The following is a 15,286-nucleotide window of genomic DNA, read 5'->3' as shown; positions in this document are numbered from 1 at the left end:
GCGAATTGCAACACACTATACTTAATATCCAATCAAGAGGTGATTATGAGTAAAATTATTTATACCTATACCGACGAAGCACCTGCTTTAGCCACTCTCTCTTTCCTACCGATTATTGAAAAATTTGTTAAACCAGCCAATATTGAGATGGTCACCAGCGACATTTCTCTTGCCGGCCGTATTTTGGCAAATTTCCCTGAATATTTAAAACCGGAACAACGTGTCGAAGATGCGCTTGCTCAATTAGGAGAGTTAGTAACAAAACCGGAAGCGAATGTAATCAAATTACCAAATATCAGTGCTTCTATCCCACAATTAAAAGCAGCTATCGCCGAATTACAAGCGCATGGCTATGCCGTACCAAATTACCCAGATTCACCAAGCAATGACGAAGAAAATAGTGTGCGTGCTCGTTATGACAAAATCAAAGGTAGCGCAGTAAACCCTGTTTTACGTGAAGGAAACTCAGATCGCCGCGCACCTAAAGCAGTGAAAAATTTTGCGAAACAGTATCCGCATAGTATGGGAGCTTGGTCAGCAGATTCCAAAACGCACGTGGCAACAATGCAAGCCGGCGATTTCTATCATAATGAACAATCTGTTACCTTAGCCAAAGCTGGTGAAATCCGTATTGTCTTAGAAGATAAACAAGGGCAACAAATCGTATTAAAAAGCTTAAAAGGTCAAGCTGGTGAAATCTTAGATGCCACAATGATGAGCAAAAAAGCCTTAGTGGATTTCCTTGCTAAAGAAGTGGAAGATGCGAAAAAACAAGGCGTGTTATTCTCATTACATATGAAAGCTACCATGATGAAAGTTTCTGATCCGATTATTTTCGGTCATGCGGTAAAAGTGTTCTTTTCCCCAGTATTTGAGAAATATGGTGCGCAATTAGCACAAGCAGGCGTAAACGTGAATAACGGCTTAGGTAATTTAATTGCCAATTTAGATAAATTACCGGATGAAGTGCGTGCAGCAGTAGATCAAGCATTAGCTGACGGCCCAGATTTAGCGATGGTAGATTCTGATAAAGGTATTACCAATCTTCACGTACCGAGTGATGTCATTATTGATGCTTCAATGCCGGCAATGATCCGCAGTTCAGGTCAAATGTGGAATGCACAAGGCAAATTACAAGATACTAAAGCAGTAATTCCGGATAGCAGTTATGCTGGTGTTTATGCGCAAACTATCGCTTTCTGTAAACAACATGGTGCATTCGATCCAAAAACAATGGGTAGCGTACCAAACGTTGGTTTAATGGCACAAAAAGCGGAAGAGTATGGTTCTCATGATAAAACCTTTGAAATCGCTGCTGATGGCGTTGTGAAAGTATTAGACGAAGATAACCAAGTCTTAATGCAGCATACTGTTGAAGCCGGCGATATTTGGCGTATGTGTCAAACCAAAGATGCACCGGTGACTGATTGGGTGAAATTAGCGGTAAAACGTGCACAACTCTCTGATACTCCAGCAGTTTTCTGGCTTGATAAAAATCGTGCACACGATCGCGAAGTATTGAAAAAAGTCGAAAGAGATTTGGCAACGATTGATACCAGTAAAGTTGAGTTACATATTCTCTCACCAGTTGAAGCAACTCAATTCTCATTAGAACGTGCAAAAGCGGGTAAAGACACCATTTCTGTCACTGGTAACGTATTACGCGATTATCTCACCGACCTCTTCCCTATTTTAGAATTAGGTACCAGTGCGAAAATGCTCTCTATCGTTCCATTAATGAATGGTGGCGGTATGTTTGAAACCGGCGCTGGCGGTTCAGCACCAAAACATGTGCAACAATTCTTACAAGAAGATCATTTACGTTGGGACTCTTTAGGTGAATTCTTAGCGTTAGCGGTTTCACTTGAACATTTAGCACAACGTGAAGGTAACCAACGTGCGCAAGCTATTGCCGATGCGTTAGATGTTGCTACGGAAAAATTGTTGTTAAACGGCAAATCACCAGCACGTAAAGTCAAAGAAATCGATAACCGCGGCAGCCATTATTATCTTGCTTGTTACTGGGCGGAAGCACTTAGCCAACAAGATAAAGATCCAGCATTAGCGGCACAATTTAAACCATTAGCGCAAGCATTAGTGGAAAACGAAGCGGCGATTGTTAAAGAGTTGCTTGAGATTCAAGGTAATGCGGTTGATATGGGTGGTTATTATCAACCAAACCCAGAGCTTGCGCAAAAAGCAATGCGCCCAAGTGCGACTTTAAATGCGATTATTGATAATTTCGCCTAAACCGTTATTCATTATCTATTGATAACTACCAACCCCGATAGTTACCGCTATCGGGGTTATTTTATTGACAAAGTTAACTATTGTTTTAATCCAAATGATCATTTTTCCAAGAAGCACTTAACTGGTACTCCAAATGACATACTTTAGTGCAAGAGAGTGACTCTTTTAATATGTAAAAAACGGAAAAGTACAAGTTTTTTACGATTTTTTCCATTACCTCTTTTCTATTATAGAGAGTATTCTTTACATAATAATCAATTCATCACATTGCTATAACATAATCTCAAGTTTTATTTATTATTGTGTTTTTATGTTTAGCTTGTCACTTCATTACTAACCAAGGAGCCTCTTATGAATCATATCTATCGAGTTGTTTGGAACCATGCGTTGCAATTATGGCAATGTGTTAGCGAACTTGCGCATTCTTATAGTGCAAAATCCTGCAAAAATCGCAGTGAAATCAGTAGTCTAATTACCCCCCCCCCAACAACAACTAAATTAACTTCTGCTTATTCCCAACCTTTTATTTTTTCCACTTTATCTCTATTTGTTGCCTTAGCAATACCACAAACCACATTAGCCATAGATTTTAATGCACGTATCGGTACATCTGATAATAACCTAAGAATACATGATACCGTTTTTACCCTTCCTCAAGGGCAAACAATGCCTAACCCTTATACAACCCAATATTATGATCGGGAATCTGGAACACCTAAAACTGCTCCAGCTCAACTTTGGGTGATGAATGGTAATACCCTACTGATTAGTGGTAAAGGAACCAAATTAGAAGCGGGTTTTCATTATTATGGATCTCAAGCTCTTACTATCTCTAATACTTTAAACTATAAAGATAGCACTGCCACTATTAACGTATTTGACGGTGCTATCCTTACAGCAGAATCCTATATTGATGTGGGTGGTTCAACATCCTCATACTATGGATATGGCAATGGTCAATTAATTGTTAAGGATGCCTATGTGTTAGTGAATTGGAATAATGATGGTCAGTTTCAAGGAAAAGGTATGTTGGCACTGGGAAATCATAGGAATGGTAGAGATGAAGGACGAGGTCAAGGCGTTGTAGAAATTTCAGGTAAGAGCTTTGTATTTGCAGATAAAGGTATAAAATTTGCTGGTGATATTACCAAGAAATCTCGCTTAATCCTTAATGGTGGACAGTTGGTTACTGATGTCTATCGTGCTGTAGGTGCAGGTAGATATGGTCGCGATAGTGATATTAGTATTAGGGACCAGATGGGAGATCAAGGTTACACTACAATTAGTAATGATACACCATCAGCAATATCTCCAGCTCATTTTGCTTTTAGTGGCGGAACCTTAATCTTAAACAATAAGACGACAGCCCAACCATCACTCCTATTTAATAATTTTTATACGCTAACTGCACCTGCTGCTTATAGTATTACAGTAAATGATAATGACGCTAAGCTGATTCTTGACCCAACATTAAAAGATAAGAAAGCATTAGTACAATATCCGCATGCTGCGATTACCCCAATAGGCAAAGGAGGTTTAGTACTCGAAAAAGAAGACACCAATAACTATACCGGTGATTTGATTCAAGGTGGCGGTACTTTAGTATTAACAGCCGATAACCGCTATCAAGGCAATACCACTGTTGAGGCAGGAATATTAGAAATCGGTGGAGAAGGCTATGTTTCTTTAGCATTATCTTTTGATGGCAGTAAGATAAATCGTAGTTATCGTGTTGAAGATTTAGATTCATTACAGGAACAGATAAAGTTGTTACCTGAAGCAGAACAAAAACCTTATTATTTCGGTGAAACCGGCGATATCGGTGAAGGTGATGTTTATCTCGGCACTGACGATAGCCGCGCTATCTTAAAAATCACCCGTAGTAATGAATATACCCTTGATAACGGTGTACATGGTAATGGTGATTTTTATCAATCGGGTAGTGGCGAAACTATTCTAAATAACTTGGGGCTGAAGTAGATTAGCACTTATGCTAAGCTACAAAAATGAAGATAACCAATTGTAAACTAAAGAAATCTATACAAAGAAAACTGCTTGAATTTTTTGTATTAGAAGTAACAGCACGATCAGCAGCAGATTTGCTTGGCATTCAAGCCAATACTGCCATCTTGTTTTATCGAAAAATTCGTCTCGTTATCAGCCATCATTTAGCACTACAAGCACATGAACTTTTCGATGGCGAAGTAGAGTTAGATGAAAGCTATTTTGGTGGTGTGCGAAAAGGGAAAAGAGGTCGGGGTGCAGCTGGTAAAATGGTGGTGTTTGGCATGCTTAAACGCCATGGAAAAGTTTACACAGTAACTGTACAAAACACTAAGACTGATACCTTACTTACTGTTATTAAAAAGAAAATACAACCAGATAGCATTGTTTATACAGATTGTTATCATAGCTATGATGTGCTAGATGTTAGTGAGTTTACGCATTATAGAATTAACCACAGTACTCATTTTGCTGAGCGGCGAAATCACATTAATGGGATAGAGAATTTTTGGAATCAAGCAAAGCGTGTGCTAAGAAAGTATAATGGAATTGATCGAAAATCTTTCCCTCTTTTTTTGAAAGAATGTGAGTTTCGTTTCAATTATGGGACACCATCTCAACAGCTCAAAATCCTGCGGAAATGGTGTCAGATTTAACGCTAATCTACTTCAGCCCCAATAACTTTTATGATTACACCGGTAATACAGTCGTCAATAAAGGAACGTTAACCTTAATTGATGGCGCTAATATCAGCCAAACTTCTGCGGTTGACGTTGGCAGTCAACATAGCAACGGTGCAACATTAAATCTGCAAACCGGTAGTCAATTAATTTCCTCTGGACCAATTACCTTAGCAACAGCAGGCGGTAGCGGTAAATTAAATGCCCAACAAGTCCGTTTAGGCGCAAGTACTATTGCACGTGATTTAACTGGCCAACAGGCTATAGTGAATTTTGATGGTACAACACTAGCTATCTCAGAGAACGGCGTGTTATTTGATGGTTTCCGTTCCGATAAAGCAGCTGATAGTGAAGCACCTGATAGCATTATGTTGCAAACAAACGGTGTAAACATCGAGGTAGCAGAGAATAAAATCACACGTCAATATGACAAAGCCTCCATGACTGGAGAAGGTAGTTTAATCAAGTCCGGAAAAGGGCAATTAGTTTTACGTGCTGTCAATACTTTCAAAGGTCATACCGATATTCTTGCAGGCAGTCTTAAATTAGCTGTCGAAAATACCTTGCCAAGCAACAGCCCGATATTTATTGCTCAAGGAGCAAATGTGACTATCGAAATGGAAAATCAAGGTGATAATATTTTACCGAATACCTTATCAGGTAACGGTGATTTAATTAAACGCGGGCCGGGTACCACAACACTTTCAGCTAATAATCTGCCATTTACCGGTGATATTTATATTAAGCAAGGGACAATTTATGCAGAACACTTGTCACAATTAGGCAGTGGTCAACGCATTATTATGGGAGAACAACAAGATTTTGGTACCTTAACCCTCAACTTAGCCCAAAATGACAGTTTAAATCGTCATCTGATTGGTCAAGGGCATTTGCTTAAACAAGACAACCATATCTTAACCTTTAGCAAAGATTATCAATATACCTATTCCGGCGATACTGATGTACAAGCTGGCGAAATTGTTTTGGCTAAAGGCGCAAATATACCAAATAGCGCTATTAAAATGGCCTCAGCCACTGTATTACGTGCGGAAACTGGTTCGCATGCGATAGGCGCATTATCGTTAGCGGATAAGACTAACCAAGTCAATATCGTTGCCAATAGTTTTAACGATTACAGCCAATTACACGCTCAAGGTGCAGTCACCTTAAATGGACAATTAATGGTTGATGCTAGTGCCTGGAATACCCCGGTAGCCGGCAATGGCAAATTGCCGAATGTGATTACCTCACAACAACAACTCAGCGGACAATTTAGTAGCTATCAAGATAACAGTGCTTTGTTTGATTTTGTCCCAGAATATGATTATGCCAATAAGGCAATGCACTTAGTGATTAATCATGCGGCAAATTGTGCTAACACCTCAGCAGGTATGTTAGGTTGTTATATCCCGACCAATTATCCCAATATTACCCCAACTGACGTAGAAGCCTCTGTGCCACTCCTTACCGGTTCAGGCAATTCGATTCTCAATAATGATGTTAGCCGTTTAGCACTATATACGCCGAGAATTCCTTGTACCAGTGGTTTTAATCAAGGTAAACACAATGTTTGGGTGGAAACCTCAGGCAATTGGGACCATCAACGTGAAAAGGATATCTCCACTGGTTATCGAGGTCATCATAATGATGTGGCGATTGGTACCGACACTTGTGTAGAACAACAACAATTACGTCTTGGCGTGATGGCAGGCTATGCTTACTCGGATGTCCATAGTGTGGGTACGCCAGCCATTCATAACTTTGATAGTGATTTATTCCAACTTGGTATTTATGGCGATAAAGTGTTAAGAGAAAAAGTGGATATAGATTTCCAAACGGGGTATGCGAAAGCCTACATTGACGGCAAACGTTATTTACCGTTTGCCAATCTGACTGCGAAAGCTAAATATCAGGGTGATGTGTTCTATGCGGGTTTAGGGTTTAACTATCGTGCGGATAATGGACTTTCACCATTTATTCGTGCGGATTATGCCTTAATCAGCAGTAAGGGCTATCACGAAACAGGAGCTGGTGCGTATAACTTCATTGTCAAACCACAATATCGTCAATCCTTAATTTTCCAAACTGGTGTCAATATTGATAAAGTGGTCACTGAGAAATTTATCGTCAATGGTCAAGTGGGTGTAGGCATTGAAGCCTTAGATGAGAAGAACTACATCACAGCTGCTTTTGAAGCTACGCCTGACCGTTATTTCACTATGCCGAGTGCGGAACGCGGTCGGTTATTCGCTAATGCGAAATTAGGCTTTGATTATCATATTGAAAATAATGTGACTTTCTCGGTTGATTATCGAATTAAAGGCAATCAAAGCTATTATGAAAATAGCTTGATGGCAAATTTGAAAGTGACTTTCTAAATTCCCTCTATAAAACGATAACACCACAAGGATTGTGGTGTTATTTGTTAATATTCGCTCAATTCAAAACTTTTCTCACTAACAGCGTAATTCCCCTTACCGCAATCACTTCAACCAGATCACCAACTTGTAGCTCCTGCCCTTCTACACGCCAAGTTGTATCACCGAAAGCTGCTCTTGCCGTATTACCGCTCAAAACTTCTGTCACACGTCCTTGCTGACCTTGCATTGCTAAACCACGTTGATTTAACAAATTTACCGATAAATCCTGTCTATTTTTCCATGATTGGTAACGCCACCAGCATACACTAGCAACCGTAGCCAGTACGGCAAATAAAACGCCACTTACCACAATCGACAATAAGAAGAAGTAGCTAACCGCCGCAATAATTAATGCGGCGATTCCCCACCATAGAAAGAAAATGCCTGGTACAATAATTTCTAAAATTAACAGAATAAAGCCTAATACCAACCAATGGATCATGCCCCATTCCGCAAACCACGCCATCATTTTTTCGATCCTGTTTCTTTTAACAATTCAGTGATACCTGCAATTGATCCCATTAAATTACTCGCTTCTAATGGCATCATCACGACTTTGCTATTTCCAGATTGACCAATTTGTTGTAATGCTTCAGTGTATTTTTGCGCAATAAAGTAATTAATCGCTTGAGTATTCCCTGCGGCAATCGCTTCAGACACCATTTGCGTTGCTTTCGCTTCCGCTTCTGCTTCACGCTCTCTAGCTTCCGCACGTAAAAAGGCTTCTTGTCTTTCCCCTTCTGCTTGCAAAATACGTGACTGTTTTTCCCCTTCTGCACGTAAAATAGCTGCTTGACGAATCCCTTCCGCTTCTAACACTTCTGCACGCTTATTTCGTTCAGCTTTCATTTGTGCATTCATTGAATCAATCAACTCTTTTGGCGGACGCACATCACGAATTTCGATCCGCGTCACTTTTACGCCCCAAGGATTGGTTGCTTCATCAACAATCGCCAATAGGCGGCTATTAATCGAGTCACGTTGTGACAACATTTCATCTAATTCCATTGAACCCAAAACGGTACGAATATTGGTTAGCGTTAAATTAATAATTGCTTGTTCTAAATGATTAACTTCATAAGCCGCATTGCGTGCATCAATCACTTGTACAAAGCAAACCGCATCAATTGATACATTGGCGTTATCTTTCGAAATCACCTCTTGCGAAGGAATATCTAACACCTGTTCCATCATATTAATTTTACGACCTACACGATCAATAAAAGGCACAATAATATTTAAACCGGGTGTTAAAGTGCGGGTATAACGACCAAAACGTTCGATCGTCCAATGATAACCTTGTGGTACCGTTTTTACTGCAGCAAATAACGCTACAATCACTAAAATAATAAAAAACAGCGTACCAATCGGCAAACTATCTAAATAAAACATAATCACCTCTTATTTTGACTAACTTTCTTTTTGTATCTTCCCATAAATGCTAAATAAGTCAAAAAGTTAATCGTAAAAATGCAGGTGATATAACAAAAAAAGCCTGCATCAACGCAGGCTTCTATTCAGCAATTTCCTCTTAAGCAGCATGATCCACTGCTGATTTCATTTTTAACTTACCAACGACAATTGTTAATAACAACATCACTAATACCGGCAGCAACCAAGTTAACCCCTCTTGATAGAATGGAAATAGTTTTAAAAAGTCATCTACCGCTTTTGGTAAAATCCCCATATTTTTCAAACTATCACACAGACTAAATAAGGTTGTTAATGCAATGGTCGCATTATAGCTCCAACTAATTACTGGTAACTTTTTGCGTAACAGTTGTAACACCACTAACATAATCGCCACCGGATAGATTAACAATAACGCCGGAATTGTCACTCGCAATAAGGTATCTAATCCTGTTTCCGAAATAATGATGGTCGCAATAGTAAAGACCACCACAAAGAATGAATAATTTAAACGATGATGGAAGTGTGAGAAATAGTCAGCACAAGCACTGGTTACCCCAACAAGCGTCGTTAAATTAGCTAGCATCACAATGCCGCTCATAATCCAAAGCCCGGTTGCACCAAATAATTCATTGATATAGCGTGAGAAAATTTGACCGCCATTGGTTGAGGTTGATGCCACCATATCGCCCGTTGCACCTAAATAGAACAAACATAAATAGAGTCCGCTTAACAACACCACCGATGTTGTTCCTGCGGCAAGGGTATAACGCACAATCGTTCTACCTTCTGTAACTTTATTAACCGCAAACGCACGCGCCACAATACCACCGAACGCCATAGCGGATAATACGTCCATTGTTTGATAACCACCAATCATTCCCGTAACTAATGCTGAACCTTCCGCATAATTGCTTGATGGAGCAACGATTTCTGAAATTGGATTAGAAACAACACCAATACCAACAATAATTAGTAAGACTAATAGGATCGGTGCCATAAATTTCCCAATAGTAGAAATCATAGAACTACGTCTTAACATAAAGTTCATACCAACAAGATTAAATACAACAGCAAACAGAATATGAGCAAATTCACCATTATAAATATTCAATGGTACCCAAGCCATTTCATACGCCACATTGGTCACACGCGGCATCGCAAATGTCGAACCAATGATCAAATATAAAATTGACCAGAAAACAACGCCAACCCAAGGCGGTAGATCCGTAGAAAGTGCTTCACCACGACCGCGCACAGTCACTACAATCAAAGTGATAAAAGGCATCAACACGCCAGTTAAAATAAAACCTAACGCTGCCCATAACCAACTATATCCTGCATGATAACCTTCCATTGGTGGGAAGATGATATTTCCTGCACCAAGAAACAGTGAAAAAATCATCATGCCTAAAACTAAAATGTCTTTTCTTGATAACATTATTACTTTCCCTAAGGTATAAATTTTCTCCAAAGGCGCAAAGTGTAGCTAGATTGAACAATAAATAGAAGTAAAAAATGCTTTTTTTGCGATTTTTTGCAGAGTAATTAGATGAGATCTAATAATTTAGCTGATTTTTATCATTTATTAAGTAAAACTGGCAGTATAAAGATTTGTAGTGAGATGATAAAAGTAGGCTGCACACAAGGATGCAGCCTACTAAATATGATTTATTGATACATTTTCTCAATTAAATGACGATAACGCTCTAAAATCACTTTTCTACGTAATTTCAAAGTTGGCGTAATCTCACCCAATTCGGTCGAAAATGCTTGTGGTAATAAGGTAAATTTCTTAATTTTTTCAAAACCTTGCAACTCTTTTTGTAATTCATTGATCCGTTTTTCAAACATCTCAACAATCGTTGCATTTTTAATTAACTCTAAACGATTTTGATATTTGATATTTAAGCGTTTCGCATACTCTTCTAAAGTATCAAAACAAGGAACCACTAATGCCGAAACATATTTTCTTGCATCTGCAATGACGGCAATTTGTTCAATTAATTTATCTTGTAAGAATTTACCTTCCACTAATTGTGGTGCGATATATTTACCTGTTGATGTTTTCATTAACTCTTTAATTCGATCGGTCATAAACAGATTGCCATGTTCATCAACATAACCTGCATCGCCCGTCTTTAAGAAGCCATCTTCAGTAAAACTTTTCGCGGTTTCTTCCGGATTTTTATAATATCCTTTCATTACACCACCGCCTTTAACCAAAATTTCATTTTCGGCGCCAATTTTAACGGTAGTGCCTGTCATAATATGGCCAATAGAATTAGAGTCAAAACCAAAATCTTGCCAGCAAGAAACTGTTGCAGTAGTTTCGGTCATACCATAGCCCAATTTAATATTTACGCCAATCGCATGGAAGAAACGTCCAATTTGCGGTTCTAACTTCGCTCCGCCACAAGGCATCATTCTAATACGACCACCCAATAAATTACGTAATTTGCTAAATACCGCTTTATCAGCAAATTGATATAACGGTTTTAACCAAATAGGTAATGGTTGTTGCTGCTGTTTATAATGTAACGCCCATTTACCAATCCGTAGTGCGCTATGAAAAATTTGACGGCGCAGCCAAGGTGCATGAGTCACTTTATCTTGCACTGCTGCATAAATTTTTTCGTAAAAGCGTGGTACTGAACACATCAAGGTCGGTTTAACTTTAACTATTGCTTCTTTCACTTGATGAGGATCAGATAAATACACATTGACCGCACCTTGCGATAACACATACGCCACCCAAGCGCGTTCAAAAATATGAGAAAGCGGTAAGAATGACAAGGAAACATCTTGATGATCGATCTTCATCAATGTTTGTTTATGAGTTGCCAATTGATGAGCAAGATTTTGATAATCCAACATCACTCCTTTTGGCTCACCCGTTGTTCCTGAGGTATAAATCAAAGTGAAAAGATCGCTCATTGATTTATCGGCAATACGTTGTTGTAATACTGCTTGCATCGCACTGTCTGCTGACAATAAGAAGTCTTGCCAAGTAATACCAATTTCGGCACCTCTTAAATCTAGTGGCTGCATTGCCACAATTTTTTCTAATTGCGGACAACGTTCTACAATCGACAACGCAGTATCGTACTCTTTTTGATCACCAACAAATAACACCTTCATATCTGAATGATTCACAATATATTCAGTCTGAATGGCATTATTGGTTGCAAAAATTGGCACCGTCACTGCTCGAATTTGCAAAATCGCAACATCGGCAATTGTCCATTCCGCCATATTTTGCGCAAAAATCCCTACTTTATCTTGCGGTTGCAAACCAAGCGTCAATAACGCTAATGACAATTGGTCTATTTGCTGACGAAATTGCTGCCAAGAAATATCGCGTAATTCCCCATTTTCAGCAAAATAACGTAAAGCGGTATGTTGAGAAAGTTTGGTACTTTGTTGATGGATTACATCAATGAAATGGATAAGTTGTTGAGATGGGTTTTGCATTACAAATGCGTTCCTTTATTTCAGCTAACATTTGTTCGCAAATATACTCATTCTGTCAGAAAAAATCCAGCAATTTTGCCTTAACAAAGCCAATCATTCACTGATTTTTACAGTGAATGATTGTTTTGTGATATAGCTCACATTTATACCTTGAAACAGGCAACTAAATGTTGATCATTACCAGTTAATTTCGGTTTAGTTAAGGTACATTCCGTATCAGCTAAAATACATCTGGTACGGAATACACACCCTGATGGTGGGTTGATTGGTGAAGGTAAATCCCCTTCCAAAAGTTGAATTTTCTTCCCTTTTTCTAAATCAGGATCAGGAATAGGCACTGCCGACATCAACGCTTTCGTATAAGGATGCTTAGTTTGGTGATAAACCTTATCATAAGTCCCTAATTCCACCGCATTGCCCAAATACATTACCAACACACGATCAGAAATATGTTTCACTACTGCCAAATCATGCGCAATAAAGATTAACGAAACACCCATCTCTTTTTGCAATGATTTTAATAAATTCACCACTTGCGCCTGAATTGATACATCCAACGCAGAAACCGGTTCATCACAAATAATTAATTTAGGTTCAATAATCAATGCGCGGGCAATACCAATCCGCTGACACTGACCGCCAGAAAATTCATGTGGATAACGGTTAATTAAGTTTGGCAATAATCCTACTTTTAGCATCATCGATTGCACCCGTTGTTTTACCTCTTCCGCAGATAATTCAGGGAAATAAATTTTCAACGGCTCTGCAATAATATTGCCGATAGTCATTCGCGGATTTAAAGATGCCAGCGGATCTTGGAAAATCATCTGGATATCTTTGCGTGTTGCGTGCCACTCTTTATCAGATTGTTCACTTAAATTTTTGCCCAGCCATAAAATATTACCGCCAGCCGATTTTACTAAGCCAATAATTGCACGCGCTAAAGTGGATTTACCACAGCCAGATTCACCAACCACGCCTAATGTTTCGCCTTCATATAACTTAAAGGAAACATTATTGACCGCTTTTAAGGTTTGTATTTTTTTAAAAAATAGCCCCTCATTACCCTGAACTTGGAAATGAACGCTAAGATCTTCGACTTCTAACAATAATTTTTTCATTCTGCTCTTCCTCTTAGCATCATTTCATTAGCATCAATAAAACAAGCACGTAAACGATTGTCGGCAAAACGACTTAACGTTGGCGTACTCATACATTGTTCAGTAGCAAATTGACAACGCGGTTGGAATGGGCAGCCTGACGGTAGATGTAATAAATTCGGCGGATTACCCGGAATAGTAATAAGTTGTTCTTCTTCAGTATCAAGACGCGGTACTGCATTAATTAAACCAATTGAATATGGATGCGTCGGTTGATAGAAAATTTCTTTCGCTGAACCATACTCCATTGTTCGCCCTGCATACATCACTAACACTTGATCACAACTACCTGCAACCACACCAAGATCGTGGGTAATCATAATGATCGCAGTATTAAACTCACGCTTTAAGTCATTTAATAACGCCATGATCTGCGCTTGTACCGTTACATCTAATGCAGTGGTTGGTTCATCTGCAATCAACAGTTTAGGACGACATAACAACGCCATTGCAATCATTACACGCTGACGCATACCACCGGAAAATTCATGCGGATACATATTCATGCGTTTACGCGCTTCCGGCATTTTTACTGCATCTAACATTTTGACTGATTCTTCGAAGGCTTGTTTACGATCAAAACCTTTATGCAGAATCAACACTTCCATTAATTGTTCGCCAACTTTCATATAAGGGTTAAGTGACGTCATTGGATCTTGGAAAATCATCGCAATTTGTTCTGCTCGTAAGCGATTTAATTGTGATTCAGGTAAACCTAAAATCTCTTCACCATTAAAACGCGCTGAACCGGATGTTCTACCGTTATCCGCTAATAGCCCCATTAAAGCAAATGCGGTTTGTGATTTTCCTGAACCAGACTCACCCACAATACCTAAGGTTTCACCGGCATTTAAGGCAAAAGTTAAATTGTTTACTGCTGTAACATCACCATCTGGTGTTTTAAAAGTTACACGTAAATCTTGTACATCTAACAGGGGTTGTTTTTTATTTGTCATTTTTTCACCCTATCTATCTTTTGGATCAAGCGCATCACGCAAGCCATCACCAATAAAATTGAAACAAAATAGTGTAATCACTAAGAATAATGCTGGGAAAATCAATAGCCATGGTGCCGCTTCCATTGATTTGGAACCATCGTTTAATAATGCACCCCAACTACTCAATGGTTCTTGCGTACCTAATCCTAAGAAACTTAAGAATGATTCAAACAGGATCATACCCGGCACTAATAATGAAGCATAAACGACCACTACTCCCAACACATTTGGCACAATATGTCGCCAAACAATTTGACGTGAAGAAACGCCACAGACAATCGCCGCTTCGATAAATTCTTTACGTTTTAAACTTAAAGTTTGCCCACGTACAATACGCGCCATATCCAGCCACGATACCATTCCAATAGCGACAAATATCAATAAAATATTTTGTCCAAAGAAGGTCACTAACAAGATCACAAAGAACATAAATGGAAATGAGTAAAGAATCTCTAAGATACGCATTAAAATCGCATCAGTTTTACCGCCAATATAACCCGCAGTAGCGCCATATAATGTTCCAACAATCACCGCAATTAAAGCACCTGCGATTCCAACTAATAAGGAAATACGTCCACCAATCGCTAAACGTACCAATAAATCACGTCCTGATGAATCTGTACCAAAATAGTGCATCGACTCAAAATCTGGTGGATTAGTCATCATTGCCCAATCTGTATCATCATAACTAAAAGGCATTAACATTGGCGCGAATACGACAAATAACACAATAAAAAAGAGAATAATTAAACTAGCTACCGCCGCTTTATTACGGAAAAAACGACGTCTAGCATCTTGCCATAAACTACGTCCTTCCACAGTTTCTAATTGTTCGCCCAACTTTTGCATGAGGGCTTGATTTTCTTTTGTTTTTAACATCTCTAACCTCA

The 15,286-nt window shown here is 38.9% G+C and carries 11 protein-coding genes; 4 read left to right on the top strand and 7 right to left on the bottom strand.

The annotated features are described in order from the left end of the window. Positions 1 to 45: 45 nt before the first annotated feature. The 4 genes from NYR30_RS03710 to NYR30_RS03695 all read left to right on the top strand — a co-directional run bounded on the left by NYR30_RS03710 (position 46) and on the right by NYR30_RS03695 (position 7,312). Positions 46 to 2,250 (top strand): NADP-dependent isocitrate dehydrogenase, encoded by a 2,205-nt coding sequence (locus tag NYR30_RS03710; RefSeq protein WP_302501939.1) that lies wholly within the window; start codon positions 46 to 48, stop codon positions 2,248 to 2,250. Positions 2,251 to 2,601: 351 nt separating this feature from the next. Continuing rightward, positions 2,602 to 4,230 carry an ESPR-type extended signal peptide-containing protein gene (locus tag NYR30_RS03705; RefSeq protein WP_302501938.1) on the top strand — a complete coding sequence of 543 codons (1,629 nt, stop codon included), beginning with the start codon at positions 2,602 to 2,604 and terminating at the stop codon, positions 4,228 to 4,230. Positions 4,231 to 4,256: 26 nt separating this feature from the next. Beyond that, a complete protein-coding gene (locus tag NYR30_RS03700) occupies positions 4,257 to 4,910 on the top strand; it encodes an IS1595 family transposase (RefSeq protein WP_115241497.1) in 654 nt (217 codons plus the stop codon). Beyond that, positions 4,895 to 7,312: an autotransporter family protein gene (locus tag NYR30_RS03695; RefSeq protein ID WP_302501937.1), complete on the top strand. Its 2,418-nt coding sequence runs from the start codon at positions 4,895 to 4,897 to the stop codon at positions 7,310 to 7,312. Before NYR30_RS03700 ends, NYR30_RS03695 begins: the two co-directional genes overlap by 16 nt. Before the next feature lie 58 nt (positions 7,313 to 7,370). Here NYR30_RS03695 and NYR30_RS03690 read toward each other — a convergent pair whose 3' ends face one another. The 7 genes from NYR30_RS03690 to oppC form a co-directional block, all read right to left on the bottom strand. Continuing rightward, positions 7,371 to 7,820 (bottom strand): NfeD family protein, encoded by a 450-nt coding sequence (locus NYR30_RS03690; RefSeq protein WP_066422036.1) that lies wholly within the window; start codon positions 7,818 to 7,820, stop codon positions 7,371 to 7,373. Then, positions 7,820 to 8,746, bottom strand: a complete 927-nt coding sequence (locus tag NYR30_RS03685; RefSeq protein WP_066422029.1) for an SPFH domain-containing protein — start codon at positions 8,744 to 8,746, stop codon at positions 7,820 to 7,822. The genes NYR30_RS03690 and NYR30_RS03685 overlap by 1 nt, the downstream gene beginning before the upstream one ends. Before the next feature lie 139 nt (positions 8,747 to 8,885). Next, entirely contained in the window at positions 8,886 to 10,205 is a 1,320-nt protein-coding gene (gene brnQ / locus NYR30_RS03680; RefSeq protein WP_066422024.1) for a branched-chain amino acid transport system II carrier protein, read from the bottom strand. 230 nt (positions 10,206 to 10,435) lie between these two features. Continuing rightward, a complete protein-coding gene (locus NYR30_RS03675; protein WP_066422022.1) occupies positions 10,436 to 12,238 on the bottom strand; it encodes an AMP-dependent synthetase/ligase in 1,803 nt (600 codons plus the stop codon). A gap of 143 nt (positions 12,239 to 12,381) precedes the next feature. Beyond that, on the bottom strand, positions 12,382 to 13,359 hold the full coding sequence (gene oppF / locus NYR30_RS03670; protein WP_302501936.1) for a murein tripeptide/oligopeptide ABC transporter ATP binding protein OppF: 978 nt from the start codon (positions 13,357 to 13,359) through the stop codon (positions 12,382 to 12,384). Further along, complete coding sequence (locus tag NYR30_RS03665) at positions 13,356 to 14,354, bottom strand: ABC transporter ATP-binding protein (protein WP_302501935.1); 999 nt, start codon at positions 14,352 to 14,354, stop codon at positions 13,356 to 13,358. The genes oppF and NYR30_RS03665 overlap by 4 nt, the downstream gene beginning before the upstream one ends. Positions 14,355 to 14,363: 9 nt before the next feature. Further along, positions 14,364 to 15,275, bottom strand: coding sequence for an oligopeptide ABC transporter permease OppC (gene oppC / locus NYR30_RS03660; protein WP_066106960.1), 912 nt, complete (start codon positions 15,273 to 15,275; stop codon positions 14,364 to 14,366). Between the last annotated feature and the right edge of the window lie 11 nt (positions 15,276 to 15,286).

It is taken from the genome of Gallibacterium salpingitidis, from assembly GCF_030517105.1.
GTDB classification, from domain to species: Bacteria; Pseudomonadota; Gammaproteobacteria; order Enterobacterales; family Pasteurellaceae; genus Gallibacterium; species Gallibacterium salpingitidis.
Note: the sequence above shows the minus strand (reverse complement) of the source record. Positions and strands in the feature narration are given on the sequence as shown.

What these genes read in the sequence shown, in the direction of transcription:
- brnQ (WP_066422024.1), bottom strand. Translation starts at nt 10,205, where the DNA reads ATGTTATCAAGAAAAGACATTTTAGTTTTAGGCATGATGATTTTTTCA.
- NYR30_RS03695 (WP_302501937.1), top strand. Translation starts at nt 4,895, where the DNA reads ATGGTGTCAGATTTAACGCTAATCTACTTCAGCCCCAATAACTTTTAT.
- NYR30_RS03710 (WP_302501939.1), top strand. Translation starts at nt 46, where the DNA reads ATGAGTAAAATTATTTATACCTATACCGACGAAGCACCTGCTTTAGCC.
- NYR30_RS03675 (WP_066422022.1), bottom strand. Translation starts at nt 12,238, where the DNA reads ATGCAAAACCCATCTCAACAACTTATCCATTTCATTGATGTAATCCAT.
- NYR30_RS03685 (WP_066422029.1), bottom strand. Translation starts at nt 8,746, where the DNA reads ATGTTTTATTTAGATAGTTTGCCGATTGGTACGCTGTTTTTTATTATT.
- NYR30_RS03705 (WP_302501938.1), top strand. Translation starts at nt 2,602, where the DNA reads ATGAATCATATCTATCGAGTTGTTTGGAACCATGCGTTGCAATTATGG.
- oppC (WP_066106960.1), bottom strand. Translation starts at nt 15,275, where the DNA reads ATGTTAAAAACAAAAGAAAATCAAGCCCTCATGCAAAAGTTGGGCGAA.
- oppF (WP_302501936.1), bottom strand. Translation starts at nt 13,359, where the DNA reads ATGAAAAAATTATTGTTAGAAGTCGAAGATCTTAGCGTTCATTTCCAA.
- NYR30_RS03665 (WP_302501935.1), bottom strand. Translation starts at nt 14,354, where the DNA reads ATGACAAATAAAAAACAACCCCTGTTAGATGTACAAGATTTACGTGTA.
- NYR30_RS03700 (WP_115241497.1), top strand. Translation starts at nt 4,257, where the DNA reads ATGAAGATAACCAATTGTAAACTAAAGAAATCTATACAAAGAAAACTG.
- NYR30_RS03690 (WP_066422036.1), bottom strand. Translation starts at nt 7,820, where the DNA reads ATGGCGTGGTTTGCGGAATGGGGCATGATCCATTGGTTGGTATTAGGC.